Origin of the sequence: Nostoc sp., from assembly GCF_036917615.1 — a bacterium.
Lineage (GTDB): Bacteria > Cyanobacteriota > Cyanobacteriia > Cyanobacteriales > Nostocaceae > Nostoc.
This window is the reverse complement of the sequence record NZ_JBALCZ010000087.1, coordinates 171797-192727: the sequence shown is the minus strand read 5'-3', so window position 1 is coordinate 192727 and position 20931 is coordinate 171797. Positions and strand designations below refer to the sequence as shown.

At 42.5% G+C, this 20931-nt stretch carries 16 protein-coding genes; 4 read left to right on the top strand and 12 right to left on the bottom strand.

Annotation, left to right across the window (positions count from 1 at the left end; all coding sequences use genetic code 11):
- Positions 1-20 precede the first annotated feature (20 nt).
- Positions 21-467 carry a Fur family transcriptional regulator gene (locus V7K85_RS32410; protein WP_334820197.1) on the top strand — a complete coding sequence of 149 codons (447 nt, stop codon included), beginning with the start codon at positions 21-23 and terminating at the stop codon, positions 465-467.
- Between the two features lie 72 nt (positions 468-539).
- Here V7K85_RS32410 and V7K85_RS32405 read toward each other — a convergent pair whose 3' ends face one another.
- Entirely contained in the window at positions 540-3560 is a 3021-nt protein-coding gene (locus tag V7K85_RS32405; RefSeq protein WP_334820195.1) for a pentapeptide repeat-containing protein, read from the bottom strand.
- Positions 3561-3703: 143 nt separating this feature from the next.
- Between V7K85_RS32405 and V7K85_RS32400 the strand changes: the two genes are divergently transcribed.
- Both V7K85_RS32400 and V7K85_RS32395 read left to right on the top strand, forming a co-directional pair.
- The gene (locus tag V7K85_RS32400) at positions 3704-5500 is read left to right on the top strand and encodes a DUF3685 domain-containing protein (RefSeq protein WP_334820238.1); all 1797 of its coding nucleotides are present in this window, start codon (positions 3704-3706) and stop codon (positions 5498-5500) included.
- Positions 5501-5554: 54 nt separating this feature from the next.
- Positions 5555-6265, top strand: coding sequence for a diacylglycerol/polyprenol kinase family protein (locus tag V7K85_RS32395; RefSeq protein ID WP_334820193.1), 711 nt, complete (start codon positions 5555-5557; stop codon positions 6263-6265).
- A 102-nt stretch (positions 6266-6367) separates the two neighbouring features.
- Here V7K85_RS32395 and V7K85_RS32390 read toward each other — a convergent pair whose 3' ends face one another.
- From V7K85_RS32390 to pilM, 11 genes are all read right to left on the bottom strand, one after another.
- Positions 6368-7843: an ABC transporter ATP-binding protein/permease gene (locus tag V7K85_RS32390; protein ID WP_334820191.1), complete on the bottom strand. Its 1476-nt coding sequence runs from the start codon at positions 7841-7843 to the stop codon at positions 6368-6370.
- Positions 7844-7864: 21 nt separating this feature from the next.
- Positions 7865-8167 carry a hypothetical protein gene (locus tag V7K85_RS32385; RefSeq protein ID WP_334820189.1) on the bottom strand — a complete coding sequence of 101 codons (303 nt, stop codon included), beginning with the start codon at positions 8165-8167 and terminating at the stop codon, positions 7865-7867.
- A 58-nt stretch (positions 8168-8225) separates the two neighbouring features.
- Entirely contained in the window at positions 8226-9488 is a 1263-nt protein-coding gene (locus V7K85_RS32380; protein WP_334820187.1) for an Ig-like domain-containing protein, read from the bottom strand.
- A gap of 422 nt (positions 9489-9910) precedes the next feature.
- Positions 9911-11365: a dihydrolipoyl dehydrogenase family protein gene (locus V7K85_RS32375; RefSeq protein WP_334820185.1), complete on the bottom strand. Its 1455-nt coding sequence runs from the start codon at positions 11363-11365 to the stop codon at positions 9911-9913.
- Between the two features lie 350 nt (positions 11366-11715).
- Entirely contained in the window at positions 11716-12852 is a 1137-nt protein-coding gene (gene cobD, locus V7K85_RS32370; RefSeq protein ID WP_334820183.1) for a threonine-phosphate decarboxylase CobD, read from the bottom strand.
- A gap of 26 nt (positions 12853-12878) precedes the next feature.
- Positions 12879-13163 carry an HU family DNA-binding protein gene (locus tag V7K85_RS32365; RefSeq protein WP_334820181.1) on the bottom strand — a complete coding sequence of 95 codons (285 nt, stop codon included), beginning with the start codon at positions 13161-13163 and terminating at the stop codon, positions 12879-12881.
- Positions 13164-13639: 476 nt separating this feature from the next.
- The gene (locus tag V7K85_RS32360) at positions 13640-13936 is read right to left on the bottom strand and encodes a DUF5615 family PIN-like protein (RefSeq protein ID WP_334820179.1); all 297 of its coding nucleotides are present in this window, start codon (positions 13934-13936) and stop codon (positions 13640-13642) included.
- A 171-nt stretch (positions 13937-14107) separates the two neighbouring features.
- Positions 14108-16528, bottom strand: a complete 2421-nt coding sequence (locus V7K85_RS32355) for an AMIN domain-containing protein (protein ID WP_334820177.1) — start codon at positions 16526-16528, stop codon at positions 14108-14110.
- Positions 16529-16764: 236 nt separating this feature from the next.
- Positions 16765-17541 (bottom strand): pilus assembly protein PilO, encoded by a 777-nt coding sequence (locus tag V7K85_RS32350; protein WP_334820175.1) that lies wholly within the window; start codon positions 17539-17541, stop codon positions 16765-16767.
- Positions 17538-18314 carry a PilN domain-containing protein gene (locus tag V7K85_RS32345; RefSeq protein WP_334820173.1) on the bottom strand — a complete coding sequence of 259 codons (777 nt, stop codon included), beginning with the start codon at positions 18312-18314 and terminating at the stop codon, positions 17538-17540. The genes V7K85_RS32350 and V7K85_RS32345 overlap by 4 nt, the downstream gene beginning before the upstream one ends.
- 4 nt (positions 18315-18318) lie before the next feature.
- On the bottom strand, positions 18319-19434 hold the full coding sequence (gene pilM / locus V7K85_RS32340; RefSeq protein ID WP_334820236.1) for a type IV pilus biogenesis protein PilM: 1116 nt from the start codon (positions 19432-19434) through the stop codon (positions 18319-18321).
- A 192-nt stretch (positions 19435-19626) separates the two neighbouring features.
- Here pilM and V7K85_RS32335 point away from each other — a divergent pair, with 192 nt between their 5' ends.
- Entirely contained in the window at positions 19627-20925 is a 1299-nt protein-coding gene (locus V7K85_RS32335) for an ABC transporter substrate-binding protein (RefSeq protein WP_334820171.1), read from the top strand.
- The last annotated feature ends 6 nt before the right edge of the window (positions 20926-20931 follow it).

The following is a 20931-nucleotide window of genomic DNA, read 5'->3' as shown; positions in this document are numbered from 1 at the left end:
AACAGTTAACAAGCTGTAATATGCAAAAACAAACAATTTCCACAAAATCAATTCGTTCCCTAGAAGACGCGCTTGAGCGGTGTCAAATGCTGGGTATGCGCGTCAGTCGTCAGCGTCGCTTTATTCTGGAATTACTTTGGCAAGCAAATGAACATCTTTCTGCTAGAGAGATTTACGATCGCTTGAACCAACAAGGTAAAGAAATCGGTCATACCTCTGTTTATCAAAATTTAGAAGCATTATCTAGTCAGAGCATCATTGAGTGTATTGAACGCTGTGATGGTCGTTTATACGGCAATATCAGTGACTCTCACAGTCATATAAACTGTATAGATACGAATCAAATTCTTGATGTTCATGTGGAACTGCCAGAAGATTTTCTTCGCAAAATTGAAGAACAAACAGGAGTGCGGATTACTGAGTACAGTATTAACTTTTTTGGCTACCGCAACCCGCAAGAAGAGTGATAAAAGTTAGGAGTGAGGAGTTAGGAGTTAAGAGTTAGAAATCTGGATTCTAGCTTTACTAGGCAATAAAATCTAATAACCATTACTATCATCAATGGAGTTATTGCCAAAAACTGTCTCGTCATCATCGTCATCATCGTCATATAAATCTATTGGTAAAATTGTGCCTTCGCAGCTTTCAATTAGTCCGCTTGCAGGGATCTTGTTCCAATTAACATCTGTGTTTTCCGTATTTTTTACGGTGTTTAAGAAGGGTTGCTGCGATGCCTGCGGCGGTAAACTACGCAAATGTTTCAGTCTTTGAAACGATTCTTTGGAGAACAAAGCACCATTATCAGCAGCCAATTTTTTGTCAGCCTCAGCGAGGATGGCATCAAATAAGCAGGCGTTGGTGAGATTCGCTGAATTAAGATTTGTCGCCATAAGATTAGCCTGTTGCAGGTTTGCGCCTGTAAGATTAGCCTGTTGCAGGTTTGCGCCTGCGAGGTTCGCCTGTTGCAAGTTTGCTCCAGCTAAATTCGCCTCCATTAACTCCGCATTGGATAAGTTTATTTGCTCAAGATTTACCCCAGTTAACATCACTTGCAACAAAGAGGCTGCCGATAAGTTGAGTCCAGCCAGAGACTTGATTCGGGTTGCGAAGGCACTTTTGTGCAAAACCGTTGTTCTAGCAATTAGCGCACTCAGCGCCTCTGGATTGAATTCTGTCAAATTAACTGGATTCCCACAAGGCCAAAAAGGAAGTTTTGTTTCTCGGTAGCAAGCACAAAGCAATAAAAACACATTCAGTCCCACCGCAGCATTCACCTGTTCAACATTCACAGGGTTTTGCAGTGTCTGAAAATGAGTCAAAGCTTTGTGGGCTATTCCCTCATCTAACCAACGACCTTGACAGTAAGGATGCCACAAAGACAAAAGACGTTGAAACAAAACTTCAAAGGAAAATTTGTGCTTTTGCTCCCGCCGCAAAATTGCGATCGCTAGTTCTTCAATTTCTTGGCTAAGTATTCCGTAACCTAATAAATTGTAAATATGCTGGGCTACGCTACTGCGAGAATCAAGCATAAAAGTGAGTGTACCATAAGCCTCATCTTGGTACTGAGTCATAAATTTAAGTTGGGCAGCAATAGCTTCTGCACAAAGAAATTCTCCTAACTTGACATGAGAAAACTCAATTAAACTAGTTTTTGCTGCCCCTTTGCCTGAGCTTTCTAAATCCCCAATTTGAAAGTAAAACCCTGGCAAAGGATTAAATTCTTCAGCCCAATTAATTTGATGACGTTGCGAGTGTAAAATTTTGAGAGCGATCGCTTGCATCTGCTCAAGTAAATCTTGGGGATGACGACCAGCGAGTAAATTAGCGATCGCTTCTGGAGTTCGGTGGATATGAGCCGATCCTGAGCGTAATAGCATCGTCTTGATCCCACCAATTAGCGGATAGCCCAACAACCATCGACTCAAGCGATGATAAATTTCCCATAACAGAGAAGAATTTTCGGTATTAGCAGCTAACTGCAATAGTTGATCATCTAGCAGTCCGTCGCGGTGCAAAATTCCTAACAAATGCAGCATTAGGGGTTGACGGACAAGGACAGATAATCCTGGAAACTTAGATTGGCTGGCAAATAAGCCTGCCTGTTTTAATAATGTAAAGAAATTTTGAGCGATGGGCAACGATTGCACTTTTGCCCACTGCTGAAACCATTGTTTGAGTTCCTCCACATCCAACGGCTGAATTATAATTCGCCTCAATAATAGCGATACTTCTGGGGCGATTTCCTGTAAGGTCGTTGACCGACTCGTTAAGAAAAATTTGTGTCGGTGCTGAGATTGAAAGTTCAGTAATTGCTGAATAAAAATTGCTTGGGCCCTTATGCCCAAGGCATAAGGGGGCAGTTCATCCAGACCATCCAGCAGCAACAGACAAGGGAGATTTTCTTGCTCTAACCAAGTTGAAAGATTAACAGGAAAAGCAGAATTCAGAGTTTCGGTGAAAGTTTTACCATATTTTACATCTCGCAACCTAATTACTATAGGCATCCAAGTAGGGTAAAATTCCTCTGCTACCTGTGCTGCCCAAAGTTGGCAAAAACTAGTTTTTCCATAACCAGGTTCCGACTCAATGAGAGCGATCGTTTCTAAATCAGTTAGCTGTTGCTGCGCCCATGTCTTTAAATCAACTGGTTTAACAGCTTTTTTATCTTGTTCAGAAATATTTTCCTCTATTGGTAAGCCTTTTTGCGGCACATAGATATCCTTGAGAGCAAAGGATTCCATCAGCAAAGGCATACTCAGGTTTTGAATCAAACTTGCACGATAATGTTCTCGGTGCAAATCAATTTTCTCACCGACTGTAGAACCAACGTCTGAGGTGAGCAAACCGGGAGATAATGAAATCCCTAAACGAAAAAATTTTTGCAGTTGGGCTAAAGGTGCAGCATTCTCGGTAACGACTACCAGTAAGTGACCAGGAAGTGAGTTGACCAAACGCTGTGTTAAGAGTTTAGCTTCAAGTTCCTCTGCACCATTGGCAACAAACCAAGCTATAGCAGCGTTATTTATTTGTTGCACCAGTAATGAATCTGCAACTAAAGACAGTGCTTGTTCAGCTTGAGTGTCAGTCAATTTACCTGGGCTGAGAGTTTTCAGCAATCCTTGCAGTTGCGGATCTTGGAGAGTGAGTTTACCCACTTCCTCTTTAAGTATATGTGGTTGGATGGGTATACTTGCCCGGTCTAGCCACGGTCTTTGCAGGCTAGCTTCCTGTTCTAGAATTGCTTGCAAAGCCTGGAGATAGCCAATTTGAAACGCTAGCCATGTGCCTTCGTTACGTTTTAATGGTTTTTTTTGGCTGAGGCTACGCAACAGGTTTTCTGTCAACTGGGAAATAATACTGATTTCTTCCCAAACAATACCTAAGGGCAGTTCTAAGACCTCTACCAAAGTACAGATATCAAAAGGCATCAGGCTTTTGACTTCCATATCCTGAACAATACGGAAGGCCATACCTGCCAATTGCCCTGCTGAAAATCCTCTGATTTGATTGATTGCGATATAGCGTTCTGCCAGCCAGTGCCGAATACTCAGGTTCATTTAATTACACAGTGAAGGCTGCCTATGGCAATTATGATCGATTTATCAGTTTGCGAAAACAGGTAACAATGGGGGAGACAAAGTTTTGTATCAAAGCTGTTTTCTGATTGGTAAAAAACAATGCTTGTGTAATTGAGCAGACTATGAGCGATCGCCCTCTAAAATTATTGTTAATCGACCAAGACCCAATTTTTCGTCTAGGATTACGGGTAGCTCTGGAAACAATTCCTAACCTGGAAGCGATCGCAGTAGTAGAAACTGACACCGCTGCCTTGCAGATTTTAGCAGAAATTGCCCAAAAAGACCCTAACCAGGTAAATTTGGTGGTTTTAGAATTTGGTAATGGTCGCTCCACCACTAGTCAACAGCTAGGTTTACAATTCTGTCGGCAACTCAGAGCCTTATATCCTAACCTACCAATTTTGCTCCTCAGTTCTATTCAAGAACAAGGACTGCTATTGGCTGCGAAATCTGTTGGTATTAATGGCTACTGCCCCAAAGGCACACCACTCCCTGAGTTAGTCACCGCTATGCAAGAACTTGCAGATGGTGGTGACTATTGGTTCCAGGACACCGAAGCAATAATAACTCCTAACTCCTCACTCCTAACTCCTAACTACTCACTCCTCACTCCTAACTCCTCACTCCTAACTCCTAACTACTCTCCTCTCCCTTTCTCTAGACTGCGAAATAATTTACGTTTGTCAGGAATTGGTTACATTGACGCTACCCTAGCCACAGTAACAGCACAATTACAAGTTCCCGGACTACCAGCGCTAGATCGAGCAATTCTAGTTGGACAGCGGCGAGAACTGCTAGCGACTCGTTGGTTGCTAGATAGGTTGTTGGTTTCAGCACAAGAAAGGCAAGAGGCGGATATCCTGGTTGCTGATCAGCTACTTCTCACCCCTTTATTAAGTAGTGCTATTCAACAAAGGCAAACTGTGTCACCTTTACTTAGTCCGGGAACACTACAATCTGCCTTGTTTGCATCTTGCGTTACCAAACTTCAATTTCCTTTACTAAATGTTACAGATGTCCCTTTAGAAATTGACATATTTCGTGAAGATAAAAAACGGGAATTACTTTATCTTATCCTCCAAAAACTGGCTCAACAGTTGGATGAACTGCGTGCTTCTCAAATTGAGATAAATCAATTATATGAAGTAAAAATTCCCCTATTACGCGATTTATGGCAAGCAGCAACTACAGACTTTTTCGGAAAATTTTCTCGGATAAGATTAGGAAATAAAAATATAGAAATTGTTAATTTATTATTGCAAAATATTGAAGTAGTGCAAAGAGATATTCTCAATAAAATTCCCCTAGTTTTCGAGTTGTATTGTTATCTGCTATTTCAAACAGAATTGAACATTGATAATGCCTCTTATCCAGTAGTGAGTCCTGAAGCAAAATCCCAAGCGTTAATGATTGTAGAGAACTTGTTGATTCAAGTAGCGAATGGCGTAGTGCAACCATTACTAAATTCTTTAGCAGATGTAGAAGCGATTAAGGAAAAATTTTATGGACGTAAATTGATTTCCACAAGAGAAATTGAACGATTTAGAAATGATTTGTCGTGGAAATATCAGTTAAGGAATTATATAAATGAGCCAAAAGCAGTTTTTGAAAGTCGCTACGAACTATTTGTAATTGCGCCTCGTGGTATTGCCACTACTTCAGTTTATGCTCCTCGAAATCAGGAGTTAGCAAAACTTTCTAATATTCCTTTAGTAGTGACCTTGCTGCTAGAATTTAGTGATGCGATCGCACCGCGTTTAAAATCACTATTAGCTTTTGTAGGTAGCGGTATAGTCTTCATCCTGACTCAAATAGTTGGTAGGGGTTTAGGTTTAATCGGTCGTGGTATTCTTCAAGGTATTGGCAGTGTATCGTTAGTAGAAAAGAACCTGAGACGAAATAGCGATCGACCCAAATGAAGAAGCAGGGGAGCAGAGGGGCAGGGGAGAATAATAATTTTTAACTGCTAACAAATGACAAACAATGATTTGATCGGGCTGGTAGTTTCTTATATTTACGCGACTAGTCTGCTCGTTATTGGCGAGGGACTGCGTAGGCTGTTTGCTGTGAAGCCAGATTTGACCCGCAAAGTGATCCATATTGGTGCAGGGATGTGGGCTTTTGGCGTCCTGCTGCTGTTTAACCACTGGGAAATCGGAATTATACCCTTTGCTACTTTTATCGGACTCAACTACCTGTTTTACCGCTACCGAATCATCGGCGCAATGGATACCCAGGATAGCTCACCTGGTACGGTTTATTTCGCTATCTCAGTGACGCTGCTTTTCGGGCTATTGTGGCGACCAGATGGGCCAGTAGATAGCGCCCCAATCGCTGTAGCTGGGATAATGGCGATGACCTGGGGGGATGCACTAGCAGCATTAATCGGTAGACGCTTCGGGCAGCATAAGTACCAAGTGGGAAATTCTGTGCGTTCCTGGGAGGGTTCGGCAGCAATGTTTGTAGCGAGTACAGTGGTGATTTTCTTGGTGCTGTTGTTGCTACCTGGTTCGTCGCTGAGTCCCCTAGCAAGACCTTTAGGTTTCGGATGGGCCTTATTGACGGCAGTGGTAACTGCTACTTTTGCAACCCTAGCAGAGGCAATCTCACCCCACGGTACAGATAACCTCAGCGTGCCTCTAATAGCGGCGGGAGTGGTATGGGTTGTGATGCAGGGCTTTTAAGCAACTTCCGAGTTCAGAGGCTCAACTTCTGAGTTCAAAGGCTCAACGTTTGAACCTATCCCACTAATAATATTTTTGCTACAAAGCTTAAGCATAATCACGTTAACTGATTGCACGATTGCGCTGATATGCCCAGATTGCTAAAAAGCTAGCAATACACGTAGTCCAGACAAACCATTCTAGATGTATACTTAAATAAGTATTGTAAAATTCAGATGCCTGTAGATGTTCTGCCCAAATTAGAATTTGAGCGTAGTGGTAAAACGGCGAGAAGGGGATTAAATTCTGCAACCACTCTGGCATTCCAGGTAATGATATAGTACCGGAACTAAATATAGCCAAACCAATAATAAATGCACTGGTTAAAGAAATAATATTTGCCTCCATTATATAACCAATGAAAAAACCAAAAATGGCAAAAGGAACAATTCCTACAATTAGACTGAAGAATAATATTACCCAGTCTAAAAAAGCTTGACTAATACCAATTTTGAATATTCCCAAGCTAAACATTAGGCTTATGCCTACAGTAGAAATAATAAAAGCGATAATAACTTTCGAGGCTAGATATATCCAAGCTGGTAATGGAGTAATCATGAGCAGTTTAAGCCAGCCTTGTTTACGCTCATTTGCAATTTGTATGCTAAGTGTTTGAATTGCAACTATAAATAGGTTAAGAGTTGCAAGACCTGTCATATAAGATATAGCATTCGGATCATTTTTTGGTAAAAATGCTATAACGCCATATAGTACCAACATACTTAGCAAAAATATAGGCTGTCGAATTAATTTTAATAACTCTACCTTTGTCTGCCCAAGCAACATAGACAACAAATACCCTGCCTTTACAACTGGGTTTCCAGGATGAGAGTGATTACCTGTAGCCTCTAAGAATGACTGTTGAATTTGTTCAAAGTTTTTAGTACGAACTTCTTGAATTTGTCCATTAATAAGTGTCAAAGTTCGAGTGGCTAAATCAGATATTGCATCTGCATCTGATTCGATATGGCTAACTAGCAAAATAGTTTTTCCTTCAATTGAAAAATCTCGGATTTGCTGTAGAACTCTAGCCCGTGCTTGAGGATCTAGACCTGTAGTTGGCTCATCTAAAATTAATAATTCAGGATTCCCTGCAATTGCTAGTGCAAAATAAAGTGATCTTTCTTCTCCTCCACTTAACTTGTCAGAAGAAGCCCAACTATAGCGTTTATGCTCTAATTTACTTCTCGTTAGCAATTCTTGTACAGAATATGATTTTAAATAGAAGCTACGAACAAGATTGATAGTTTCCTCAATTTTTAAACTTTCTGGTGCTCTAGTTTTTTGTAACATTAAACCGAGCTTAAGCCTAGATTCTGGCTGTTCAGGAGAGTAACCAAAAACCTTAATTGTACCTGATTCAGGCATTTGTAAGCCTAATATCAGGTCAATTAAAGTTGTTTTACCCGCTCCCATCTCACCTTTGAGGATAATAAATTCACCCGCTTGGATAGCCAGGTTAACATTATTTAAAATTTTACGTTGCTGCCCACCTTCACCAAAAGACTTAGTAACATTCTTAAATTCAACGAGATTCATAAGTATTACCCTGAAAATTTTTTAAAGCCAAAATCTAAGAGCAAACCAAGCAAGTACACCTACAACTGCTGCTGGGGCTAAAGGAGTACCAAAGACTGCTGTCAGAGAAATAGTTGTTAAAAATCCAACAAAGACTGTTGAAAGTTCGTATCCAGCTTTATGAATATCAGGTTGGCACGAAATACTAAACCAGCAATCAGAATGAGAGCTAATCAAATATAAAATGCCAGATGCAAAAGCTAGTATTACAATAATTCTGATTAAATCTGGTGAGATAAAAGAACTTGATTGAGAGTTTTGATTTGAATTGTTTGGGGAGTTCATAATTGTACCTAAAATGAAATAAATTTCCTAAAGTCAAAAGCAAATTTAGCAGTAATTCCTAACGGCATAAAAATGGATCTACTGCTTGCCAGTTATGTATACCTGTAGCTGTTGCTGAACCTAAAGCTATAGCGGCTGGTAAGGGTACACCCACTAATGTTGCTCCAGCAGTAACAATTGAACCAGTACTAATAGCAAGCCAATCTATTCCTCTAGGAATTTTGAGCTTAGTACTTGCGCTTTGGTCAGAGTTTTGTTTTGAAGTGGCAATAATTTGTACTTCACCTTTAGATTTTGCAGTTACCAAACCCTCACTATTAACAGTTGCAATTTGGTCATTACTAGAAGACCAATATACACTTTTATCAATTGAGCCTATACCTTTAATCGTGGAACACAATTTAGCTATATTGTTAATATCAAGCTCAAGTTGTTTAGGATATACAGCAATGTAATTAACGATGGCTGGCAAAACCTCTAACTGAATCAGTGCTTTTTTACTATTATCTTGGGTAGATGTTGCTGTAATTGTTACTCTACCATTTGATATTGCCTCTAATTGAGCTGTGTGTCCCTGCCCAAGAATAATTGCTATATCTGAATTGCTAGAAGACCAAGTAATATCCTCACTATCACTTCCTAAACCTTTCACTATTGCTGTTATTGTTTTAATTTCTCCCGCTCTCAAATCATTAATAGGCTCATTACTATTAATAATGACTTGCTCAATAATGACATTATGAGAAACTTTCAGTTTAGTACTTACACTTTTTTGAGTATCTTGTTCGGAAACAGCCTGAATAGTAGTTTCACCTTGTGCAATACCTTTAACTAAACCACTGTTATCAACAGTTGCAATCTCTTTGTTAGCTGATGACCAATTAACCCCAGTATCAAATTTGCCAAAGCCATTAACCTTGGATATTAATGTTCGAGCTTGTCCTACCTCAAGTGCAAGACTTTTAGGTTGAATTTCGATATTGGTAATACCTTCTACCAAAAAGTCAACAGTATCATTTTTAGTTTTGTCTTTATTAGAAATTGCTGTAATCTTCGCTATGCCAGGAGCAACTGCAAGAATTTGACCTTGAGCATTAACTGTTGCAACTTTTTCATTACTTGAAATCCATCGTACTCCTCGATCTACTACCCTTGCATTTTTAAGTTGATTTGTGACTCGAACATCAGTTTTAAGTTGCGATAACTTTCCTATTTTTAGCTTTAACTCTCTAGGACTAACAGTTACTCCTTCAATTGGGCAGCGATTTTCTCCCCAATTTACTAAAGGAAAACAAGAATGCTGTATATTCCAAGTCTGCATTAGTATTAAGGGTGTCCACAGCAAAACGAGCATTAAGAACAAATGCCGTGATAAAAACTTAAGAACGCTGTGAGCAGTCTTTTTCCCATCATGTCGATTAACTAGTTCTATCAAATTGGTATGAAAAGCATTCATGAGATTTTCAATAGTAAAGTTAGTTCATGCTTGCTTTCTTATACTGCCCAAATTAGAGCTATAGATAACGAAGTAATCAGATTTATTTAGTAAAAACAACTTTAGACAGAGTAATTATACAAACAACGAGCGTTATTAATGGCAAAAATGTCTAAGTCCCGATAGCCCAAGTCCACGCTTAGTGGACTAAAAGCCTTTCTAGTCGTCTTTAGACGAATGAGTGCTATTAGCCTCAGAATAAATTCTGAGGTGGGCTAGATGAGAATGAAATAGCTCTGACTCCCCATTCACAAATTCCAATTGCGACGGAAATGGAAGAAGCCTTCCAGAAACTCTTGCAAAGCAATATTGCTATTTAACTTTTGCTTACTCCACTCTCTTGCAGTTTCTTCCAGAATTTCTGAGAAACTAGGATAGACGGAAAATAGATTTGCTAAATCTTTGACTTTAATCTTTTGTGACATTGCCAAAGCAACCAAATTAATTAATTCTCCAGCTTCTGCCCCCAATATCGAAGCTCCCAAAATTTCGCCGTTGCGTAGCACAATTAATTTACACATACCAGTGGTTTCGTCCCGAAGTTGGGCTGCTGCCACTGTTTTAAAATACTGTCGCAAAACTAAAATTTCATCTCGACTAAATAGGCGTTTTGCCTGTGCCTCTGTCAAACCTACTTGCGCCAGCATCGGTACAGAAAAGATTGCCCAAGGAATGGAGCGATAATTTACTCGTAACTTGGGGAAAAAGAGTGCATTGTTCAGGGCAATTTTTGCTTCATAATTAGCAAGATTGGCAAAATCGTAACCACCAATTACATCACCACAAGCGTAAATGCGGTGGTTAGTGGTTTGCAGTTTATCATTCACCACTAAACTACGCCGATGCCATTTCACACCTACCGTTGCCAAATTTAGGGATTCAAGATTCGGTTGTTGTCCAGTTGCCACTAAAATTTCATCAGTTTCAATGGCCTTGTCCCCTGCTTGAATCCACTTTTTATCCTCAATTAGCTTCACTTGAGTTACTGGTTTTTCGGTGAGGACGCGCACCCCTTCGACTTCCAACTGCGCCTGAAGCAATATGGCTATCTCAGGGTCAAGATGGGGTAGAACATAGGGATGCTTGACTACCAGCGTCACACTACAACCAAACCGGGCTAAAGTTTGAGCGATTTCAATGCTTTGGGGAATTCCGCCGATAATTACCCAAAAATTGGGTAATGTCGCTCCTTGTAAGGATTGCCAAATATTAGAAAGGGTTAGGTAGCCGGTAGCTTGCAATCCGTCAATCTTCGGAATTTCTGAACACGAACCACTAGCCAGCAAATAGGTACGGGCGTGTAGTAGGCGATTGTTAACAGCAAAAGCTAGTTGGGGTGAAGATTGAAATTGACCACTGCCAACGATAACATCGACTCCCCGCGCAGCGAGGATGGCTGAAGAATGCTGTTCTTTAAGATTTGAGGCGACGCATTGAGCATATAGCATCGCTTCTTGCCATGCCATAGATATGTGGCATTCTTCTGAGGTATCAGTGTGTGTAGCATGAATACCAAAACTAGCGGCATCATTCAACTTCTGCGCCAATTTAGCAATTTCGGTAAGAGCATGGTGATGAGTAAACCCATAGTCTACTTTAGGTTCCACCAGGGCAACTGTAGCACGTAGTTGGGTTGCAGCAAGGGCAGCGTAGTATCCAGCAAGACTGCCGCCAATAATTACGACATCGTAGTCAACGGTCACGTGAGTTTAGAGTTAAGAGTTAGAAGTTAGGAGTTAAGAGTTAGAAGTTAGGAGTTAACAGTTAGAAGTTAGGAATGAAAATCCTTCTTATAGAGCTTCTAAGTTGAGTTTAATACAGACCTAACCCCCAGCCCCTTAAGAGCAAGGGAAGGGGAGCAAGATTCAAAACCTCTGACGTCACGTGCTAAAGAGCGGGAAGGCTAAGAGCGAACAAGTCGGCAGAGCGCAAGGGCGCAGTGGCTCCTCCTTTTAGGAGAGAGGAATGGAAGTGAGGTCAGAGTGTATTGCATACAAACGATTGCTCGCGATAAACTCATAACTTATAACTTATAACTCCTAACTTATAACTCCTAACTCTCTTTTAGGGCTGTTAGTAAGCGTTGGTTATCGGACTCTTCACGTACAGCAACCCGGAAAAAGCGATCGCCTAGTTCTTTAAAGCTAAGGCAATCGCGGATTAAAATCTGGTGATACTTGAGTAATTGTTGCTGTAAGTGCGAAGTAGATTCTTGGGACTCAACCAGTAAAAAGTTAGCAGCACTTGCTTGGGGTTGCAATCCTGGGATTTCAGCTAAACCCTGAAAGAGTTGGTTTCGTGCAGGTGGTAGCCATGCCCAGGTTTGCTGCTGAAACTCCGTATCCTGGAGTGCCGCAATTGCCGCCGCCGCCGCTAGCGTGTTTACGGGCCAAGGGTCACGCCATAGCTGCCATTTAGCTAGGCAGTCGGGGTGTGCGATCGCATATCCTAATCGCAGTCCTGGGAGACTGTAAAATTTGGTCAGCGATCGCAATATTACTAAATTTGCATATTCCTGCACCACCGGAATCAGGCTTTGTTCCTCATTGGGTGGCACAAAATCCATAAATGCTTCATCCACCACGACCAAAGCAAATTGCTCTAGGTAGGGCAAAATAGAGTCCCGTGAAAATAGCTTTCCGGTTGGGTTGTGGGGGTTATTCAGCAATAGTCCTTTGTCCTTTGTCCTTTGTACTTTGTCAATGACCAATACTTCGGCTTCGCTCAGTACAAGTGACCAATGATTAATGACCCTTCGGGTTCGCAGTTGCTCATGGGGGAAACCCCCAAGACCGCACTGGCTCACCAATGACAAATGACACTCCAGGACTTTAGCGTTATACGCCCTCAGGGTTCGGTAGTAGTCGCCAAAGGCTGGAGTTATTAAAGTTGTCGCGGCTAATTGAGCTAATTCCCTACCGATCAAAGTGAGTAATTCTGCGGAGCCGTTACCCGGCAGAATCCACTCAGGCGGCAATTGATGGAAGTGACTGAGAGCTAGTCTCAGTTCACTATAATTTGGGTCTGGATAGTGCTTAAGATTACCAATTTGGGACTGGATTGCAGCGATCGCGCTGTTTGGAGGCCCCAACGGGCTAATGCTAGCAGAAAAATCCAGAATAGCATTAGGGGGACAACCAGCCAGTGCTGCTGCCCAGGCTAAATTTCCCCCGTGTGCAGGTTGCCGCATTAAAAAAGGGTTTCCTAAGATAGAGCCTATACTTTTGGGGGTGCTACCTTTTCTCTAAACAGTTTTCCTGCCGAGAAAGCAGGAACCCTGGTTGCTGGAATTTCCATCTTTTCATTTGTTTTCGGGTTGCGACCTTCGCGGGCTTTACGTTCCCGTGATTCAAATGAGCCAAATCCTACCAATGTTACCTTATCACCAGAGGAAACTGCTTCAATAATCGTTTCCAAAGCGGCAGTTAAGACTGCATCCGCTTGTTTCTTGGTAACACTAGCCTTTTCAGCTACGGCATCAACTAATTCACCTTTGTTCATGTCAAACTCCTGAAGGTTTACTTGAGATTCTTTACGGATGTACCTTGACACATCTGTACTGAAATCTTTGTTCGCGAAAATACAAAAATCATCCTTTGGGAGTATTTTTACTCAAAACGGCTGTACATCCCATCGGCTCGACTTTTCAATGAATCATTCTAAGGTGTTGTAGCCTGATGTGGATAGATGAAACCATTAATTTATATAGATTTCAGGATGTTTTGTCATTTTAGGGTACTTGTTTCCCTAAAAACCACCCCAAAACTAGGAAAAAATACTTATTAAAAACCGCGTGGGCGCAGCCCGCCGCAGGCATCGCCAAGAAAACAGGGGAGTGGGGAGGTGGGAGATGGTTAGTGTTTGTTAGGATTAATTACTGATCTTGAAGAGTTATTGCTGAAATTAAGCAATTTTTCTCAAAAATAGTCATAAGTTCGCTAAATATCTCGTCCTGCCTTAATATCAAAATACGAATATTAGCTTAAAGCATCTGGAAATGTAGCCGTAAGAATCTGCCGGAGGTTACGATTTGTGACGTTGCCACAAGTTATCCAAAGGATTTGTGGAGGTGTCCCTAACCGACAAGCCAAATCAACAAAATCACTATTTTTCGTCATAATCACTGCGAAAGCCCCAGGCGCACAAGCAAAGATTTCTATATCTTGAGCATCTCGCAAGCCCAAGTTTTTTAAAGCTGTAGCACTGACTCCAAAGGTGCTGTTTAGCCAAACTGCCAAAGTTGGAGGTAGTTGAGCATCAATCCAGATATTCATGCAGTCAATCGAGGAAAGTCTGTGCGTCGCGCTGCAAATAACCTCTAAGAGCTTTTACTACGCAAAACCGTCCCTCTCCGACTCGGAGAGGGACAGACTTGAACTTTAGTTCAAGGCAGGGAGAGGTTCGAGGATTTAAGCCAGAGGTGACTCACCTACCCATTATCTTTGTTACCTGCTAGGAAGCTTCAAGCCTCGACGCTCAAGGATTTGCCGCACTTCTGGGCTGGGGGTGTAATTATAGCCGTAGGAGGAGTTTTCAGAGTCATCCATGATTTGAGGTGTGAGCAATACAATCACCTCATTGCGCTGATTCTGTCTGTTTGTACTTCTAAACAGCGAACCAATTAGTGGAAGATCACCCAAGATGGGAATTTTGGAAACAGTTGTCCGGTCTGCATCTTGAATGATGCCTGAGAGAATTAATGTTTGACCATCCCGCAGGCGAATCAAGCCAGAATTAAGAGATCGCTCAGATACTAAGAATATTTGTTGGCTACCACCTCCTCCAACATTGATAGTAGCTGGAGCTTGGGGTGCTTTGACAACGGGAGCTACCGATAGAGAGACGAAACCGTTATCGTCAATCCGCTCAATTTTGACAGCTAGAGTTAAACCTACTCGGTCTTTTTCTGCTGAAATCGTTTCTGTAGCAAGATTTGTGTCGCGAACGATTTCCCTTTTAATATTGCCTACCACTTCCTGAGTCAGGTTGACATTAGCGGTTTGACCTTCTTGCACAATTAAGGTCGGGTCTGTCAAAATCTTGGCGTTACCATTTTGCACTTGAGCCTGCAAGCTAGCGAGAAGACGTTTAGGAAACTGGAATAAACTTGGCAAAGCTGTAGTAGCTGTACCAAGAGCACCTTGTACGGTACTCGATGTGCCGTCGGCATTCCTTGTAATGATGTTATCGGTTGCTGGGGTGATAGTAGAGAAACCTGGTTGTAGGGGGTTGCCAGTAGGCGCAAGAGGTTGATAGAAAGTGCCACTTCCTGGGTTTGCAACTCTAGTGATGTTGCCGTTTGCGTTTACTACTACCGTACCTGGAGTAGTTCCTGGAATAGCTACGCCTGTGTTGGGGTCAAGGAAAGGCGTTCCCGTAATGGGATTCTGGACGACCGGTGTACTAGTCACACTGGTTGATGCTTCAGCTCTAGTGGCTGGTCTCGAACCGCCAAAATTTAAAGATGCTGCACCGCCATCATTGGTAAAATAGTTGTTACCGACCCCAAAAGAAAAACTAGTGTTGTAATCCTGGGTGTTCAAGAGGTTAACATCGATAATCTTGACGTTGACTACCACTTGACGACGGCGGATGTCAAGCTGAGTTAGTTGAGCCATCGCCATCTCAACTAGCCGGGGAGGGCCAATTAAGGTTAGAGAATTAGTGCGCTCATCTCCTAATGCCTGTAAACCTCTCAGTAATGGGCTAGAGTCTGTAAAACTAACGCGTTGAGTTTCAACTCTGGTTTCTGTGGTCGTCTGAGTTTGGGTAATAGGAGCAGCTCCAGTACCCACGGGTATGGCATTAACGCTGGTAACTTGCCGTTCGCGGCTGACTGCACTTTCTGCCCCCAAACCGACCAAAAAGTTCAAGGCGGTTCCCACCGTTACCTGATTGAGTCGCAGGCTACGCATAATCATGTCACGGGTGGAATTAGGTAGTTTAGGCCCAACAAAAATTGTGCGATTACTGCGGTTAGCCTCTAAACCACTCAAGCGCAAGACGTAGTTAAACACATCTTGCACTGGCTCATTTTCTATATCTAGGGAGATTGTTTGAGAAGTTGCCTGACCTCCTGGAGCAGCTTGCTCACCTCCCACATAAGCCAGGTTGAGATTAGCCGCACGGGCAAGCAGTGACAAAACCTCACGCACCGGCGCATCTCGCAACACTAGACGAGGTACACGTTCCTGAGTTCCTAAGTCAATGGCGCTAGGAGAAGCATCGGTAGCGGAAATAGCAATATCTCCCACTGGTGGGGCGACGGCTCTAGGTAAGAAAGGTGGAGCCTGACTTACAGATTGACCTGGAACAGGAGCTTGTGCAGGTTGTCCGTCAATGGTGATTTCCGGGTTAGGAACGAGAACACCTGGCTTTTGACCAAGTTGGGCTGGGGTAGTAGCAGGCGGTGCTGTGGATGTTGGTGCTGTTGGCGTTGGTGCTGATGCTATAGTGCCTGCGGATGGGCTAAAGCTGAGTATAATTCCATTTGGCGATCGCACCACAGGTTGACTACTAGGCGTATTGTTGCTACCCATTACCGTCACTCGGATGCTATTGGCATCAAGCTGATTAACCTCAACAGAGGCAATTCCTGGTGCTGGGCTATCTTGACGAAAACTCTTACCTTGTGGTAATCGTAATTGAGTATTAATAATATCTGCGACTAAAGCCTTGCCTCTTTTTGTAGTGAAAACTTGGGGGCGCGACCCTGAAGAAGTTTTCAAAGCAACGCTAATTCCACCATTAACTGGATTTAACTGTACATTAGTAACTTGACTAATTTGTGCCCAAACTGGTTGAGCCGCCAAAAATACAAAAGCGGCAGTACCTAATATAAAACTATTACCGTGAAGCTGTTTCACAGTTCATTCCTCACCTAATAAAACCTTGTTTACAAACAATTTTGAGCGGTTAAATCGGCGGTTATAAACCGCACGTCAGTCGCCTCAACGGGGGGAACCCCTGCACAGCGCTTGCTCATCTACACGAGGCTTTAGCCACCTTTGTGGGTTTAAAACCCTCAATATTTCCTTAGTCCGCCTCCGCGGACTTTGCTTGTGTAGCCGCGAATTCTATTGCCGTGGCTCTAAGTTGACTATTACTTTTTCGGGGCAGTTTTAGCTGCCGCCGCCGCCGCCGCCGCTATTTCTTCTGGACTAAGTGGCATCAAAACCTGTAACTGGAATGATGTATTAATCGCTGCTGGACCTACCTGCACAGGCGTTTTATCTAATTCGGATCTTGACTCTAGTGGAGTCAAAGTTGCTTGATAATCTTTAACTATTAACAAAGGTTGTAACCGCTCAATATTACGAATTATCGATTGTGTTTGTTCATAAGTTCCTGTAATTTCGGCATTGATACTGCTGCGTTGCAGCTTGCCATCAACCTGTGGTCCTAGAGTTCCATCAATAATTGGTTCTGGTTTTTGGGAAACTGGCACAAATTTATTCAGTTTGGCTCTCACTGCATTAATAGAAGTTGGAGTATTGCCTGACTCAATCAAGCGATTGATATCCAACAGCAATGTATCCAAGGTTTTTTCGTTAGCAAATAAACCTAAAACCTGAACTTTTTGTTGCTTTGCCTGTGCTAGTTCGTCTTTAACTTTGGTAATCTGGTTGATATTGGCTTTTTTCTGCTGAATTTGTGCTTGCAGTTCGGAGCTTTTAGCTTGTTGCTGCTGATAGCTTTCCCAAGCTGGCATCAACAGGTTCAAGAATATATAACCTGCTCCCGCCAAACCAACTACCCCCACCAAGATCCCAATAATTTTTGGTGTGAAGGCAATACCAAAGACCACGGGGGAGGCTGGCGTTGCCTGATCGAATTCCCCACCATGTTCGGCAAAATTTAAATCATCACTCAGCGTCATTTTGGAATGACTCCTGTTTGTTGCATACTACGAATTCGAGTCACTAACCCCACTGTGCCTTTTTTTTCCAACTCCCGGATTAATTCCGAAGCTGGAACATCGCTCATACTCGATTGAATAGTGTATTTAACTACTTTAAGTGGCTTAATTGTTACACCCGTTGGAGGTGGACTCACACCTGGTGTTAACGGAGCATCTACTAACGTTGCGGTCACAATTCTGCTTTCTGTGGACTTTAAGAACTGAGACTGTTGTAAACTCAATAAGAAATCATTGACATCGTTAAAAGAACGAGCCAATCCGGTAATTTCTAATCCCCCGGCGGGATTGTTTGGTGGCTGACCGGCCACTGCCGCAACGGGTGGGATTTGCTTAATATTCTCGATTTGCACTGCTGCTGGGATGCGATCGCGCAAATCTTGCAGCATTGCTGACCAAGGACGAATCTGGTCAAATACAGTCACTAAAGCTTGGGTTTCCCCTTTAATTGTATTCGTCTCGGCTTTGATTTTGTTAATATTTCCTATTTCTGTATCTAACCTCTTGCTTTCTTGGTCTAGTTGTGCTGTATGTCCCTCTAATTCAACAATCTGCCCTTGCAAAAACCACCAACCAACTCCCAATAAAACTGGAAGACCTACACCTAGTGCAGCTCCCACATACACTGGTGTCAAATTCCCTGTAGGAAAGTTTAGGGATATTCCTGCCTTTTTCTCAGGATGATTCTGGTATGCTGGGCGGTCTTTAAGAAAGTTAACATCCAAACTGTACATTTTCTCACACCTCCCGCATTCCTAGACCAAGTACGATCGCCAAGCCAGAGCGTTGTACCTGTGGATATTTATCAGTGTCAACTTCCAAGGACAAAGCCCCGATTGGATCTATTTGGGTAGTTGGCAAGCTCAATCGTTGGGTAAAAAATTCATCTAGCTGTTGGAGTCCACCTCCTGGTCCAGCTAATAAAATCTGCGCTACCTCCAAATTTTCACTTTGATTGAGGTAAAAATCGATGGAACGGCGCAGTTCATCCGTTAGTTCTCCCAATACTCTCAATATGGCTGCCATACCAGGATCGAGTTCGGTAACGCCCGTTTTCCCACCGTCTATAGGAGTTGGGGGAATAATCATTCCGTGTAACAATTCCATATCTCGTGGTGTGGGTAAGCTCATTGTCCTTGCTAAGGCAGTTTGCATTTGATAAGTGCCGATTGGGACTGTGCGCGAAAATTGCGGCACTCCGTTAACAATGATGGCGATTTCTGTACTATCGAACTCTATATCAACTAGTACTGCTGCTTCTTGCGGCCCAAATTGTCGCAGCTGATCGCGAATAGTCCGAATCAGAGCAAAACTGTTAATTTCTAAAACATCGATTTGTAATCCTGCCTGCTCGAATGTACTTATATAGGTATCGGTTATCTCCTTGCGGGTGGCAACTAGGAGTACATGTACTTTTTCAATGCCATCTTCATCTACAAAATACCCAAGTTTCTGATAATCTACATCAGCCTCTTCACGAGGATAGGGTAAATACAAACCTGCTTCATGGTTCAGCACCATTTCTCGCAGTTCTTTGTCATCTAATTCTGTTGGCACTGGTATTATCCGAACGATGGAATCTCGCCCCGGTACACCAGTGGCAACACGAGAAGTTTTGATTTTGCTTTCAGCTAGCGCCTGCTGGATTAATTGCGCCATTGCTGGAGGGTCGTTGATTTGACCATCGATAACTATGCCTTCTGGAACTGCTACCGATGTAAAGGTTTCTAGTTTCAAGCCTTGACCCTGCTTGCGTAACTGAACTATATTTACCCGTTCGGGAGCAAGTTCAATCCCAACCCCTTTATTCGATTTGCCAAACAGACCATTGAAGCTTTTTACAACAAGTTCAATGCCGACCCCTTTATTCGATTTGCCAAACAGACTAGTGAAGCTTTTTACCACAGTTGTGCCCGCTGGACTGCTAAATTGGAAATTTAAATGATACTAAAAGATGGTCTTTGTGCTAGGTAATTTATTTAGCCGATAACCTCGACAATTCTGCCTAAGCTTTTCACACTGAGCAAGCGTAAAAATACGGGAAAAATGATTCAATTACGAAAATTTAAACAACTTGTTGCTTTGGCACTGCTTGGCTTACTAACCAGTTGGATTGTAAGTTGCAGCACAAGTAATGTTGGTACAGGTACAAAACAATCTACTTCCGGAGCAGCAACTGTTGAGTTTTGGACGATGCAACTCCAACCTCAATTTAGCGACTACTTCAAAAGCCTAATTGCGAATTTTGAATCGCAAAATCCAGGTATAAAGGTTAACTGGGTTGATGTACCTTGGGCGGCGATGGAGAACAAAATTTTAACAGCTGTCTCAGCAAAAACGCCACCTGATGTAGTTAACCTCAATCCGGGTTTCGCTTCCCAACTTGCCGGACGAAATGCCTGGTTAGATTTGGATGCGAAAGTCCCAAACGCTGTACGTTCCTCCTATCTACCGAATATCTGGGAAGCAAGCACGCTCAATGGCAAGAGTTTTGGGATTCCCTGGTATCTCACCACAAGGCTAACCATTTATAACACTGATTTGTTAAAACAGGCAGGTATCAATAAACCACCCGCAACCTACGCAGAATTGGCACAAGCAGCCCAACAAATTAAAGATAAGACTGGGAAATATGCCTTTTTTGTGACTTTCGTACCGCAAGATTCCGGTGAAGTGCTGGAATCTTTCGTGCAAATGGGAGTCACCCTCATAAATGCTGAGGGTAAAGCAGCGTTTAATTCAGCACAAGGGAAAGCAGCGTTTCAGTATTGGGTAGACTTGTATAAAAAAGGGTTGCTTCCGAAAGAAGCTTTGACCCAAGGACATCGCCACGCGATCGATTTATACCAATCTGGAGAGACCGCGTTTCTAGCTTCTGGGCCAGAGTTTCTGAAAACGATCGCTAATAATGCCCCAAAAATTGCTCAAGCTTCGGGAATAGCACCTCAACTCACTGGTGACACAGGCAAGAAAAATGTCGCGGTGATGAACATAGTTATTCCCCGCGATACCAAACAACCAGAGGGCGCTGTGAAATTTGCTTTATTTGTCACCAATGACGAAAATCAGTTAGCCTTTGCTAAAGCTGCAAATGTCCTACCTTCTACAGTCAAAGCATTGTCTGATACTTACTTTAAAGATATTCCAGCTAATGCTTCAACAATAGAAAAAGCGCGAGTTATGAGTGCTGAAGAACTGCAACATGCAGAAATATTAACCCCTAATTTGAAGGATTTCAACAAACTGCAAAAGGCAGTTTACGAGAACTTGCAAGCAGCAATGTTAGGGGATAAGACTGTAGATAAAGCCTTAGAAGATGCGGCGCAAGAGTGGAATCAAAGGTAGATTTTG

What these genes read in the sequence shown, in the direction of transcription:
- V7K85_RS32385 (WP_334820189.1), bottom strand. Translation starts at nt 8,167, where the DNA reads ATGAACTCCCCAAACAATTCAAATCAAAACTCTCAATCAAGTTCTTTT.
- cobD (WP_334820183.1), bottom strand. Translation starts at nt 12,852, where the DNA reads ATGCGGCAACCTGCACACGGGGGAAATTTAGCCTGGGCAGCAGCACTG.
- V7K85_RS32395 (WP_334820193.1), top strand. Translation starts at nt 5,555, where the DNA reads ATGACAAACAATGATTTGATCGGGCTGGTAGTTTCTTATATTTACGCG.
- V7K85_RS32345 (WP_334820173.1), bottom strand. Translation starts at nt 18,314, where the DNA reads ATGTACAGTTTGGATGTTAACTTTCTTAAAGACCGCCCAGCATACCAG.
- V7K85_RS32405 (WP_334820195.1), bottom strand. Translation starts at nt 3,560, where the DNA reads ATGAACCTGAGTATTCGGCACTGGCTGGCAGAACGCTATATCGCAATC.
- V7K85_RS32365 (WP_334820181.1), bottom strand. Translation starts at nt 13,163, where the DNA reads ATGAACAAAGGTGAATTAGTTGATGCCGTAGCTGAAAAGGCTAGTGTT.
- V7K85_RS32380 (WP_334820187.1), bottom strand. Translation starts at nt 9,488, where the DNA reads ATGCAGACTTGGAATATACAGCATTCTTGTTTTCCTTTAGTAAATTGG.
- V7K85_RS32335 (WP_334820171.1), top strand. Translation starts at nt 19,627, where the DNA reads ATGATTCAATTACGAAAATTTAAACAACTTGTTGCTTTGGCACTGCTT.
- V7K85_RS32400 (WP_334820238.1), top strand. Translation starts at nt 3,704, where the DNA reads ATGAGCGATCGCCCTCTAAAATTATTGTTAATCGACCAAGACCCAATT.
- V7K85_RS32360 (WP_334820179.1), bottom strand. Translation starts at nt 13,936, where the DNA reads ATGAATATCTGGATTGATGCTCAACTACCTCCAACTTTGGCAGTTTGG.
- V7K85_RS32350 (WP_334820175.1), bottom strand. Translation starts at nt 17,541, where the DNA reads ATGACGCTGAGTGATGATTTAAATTTTGCCGAACATGGTGGGGAATTC.
- V7K85_RS32390 (WP_334820191.1), bottom strand. Translation starts at nt 7,843, where the DNA reads ATGAATCTCGTTGAATTTAAGAATGTTACTAAGTCTTTTGGTGAAGGT.
- V7K85_RS32410 (WP_334820197.1), top strand. Translation starts at nt 21, where the DNA reads ATGCAAAAACAAACAATTTCCACAAAATCAATTCGTTCCCTAGAAGAC.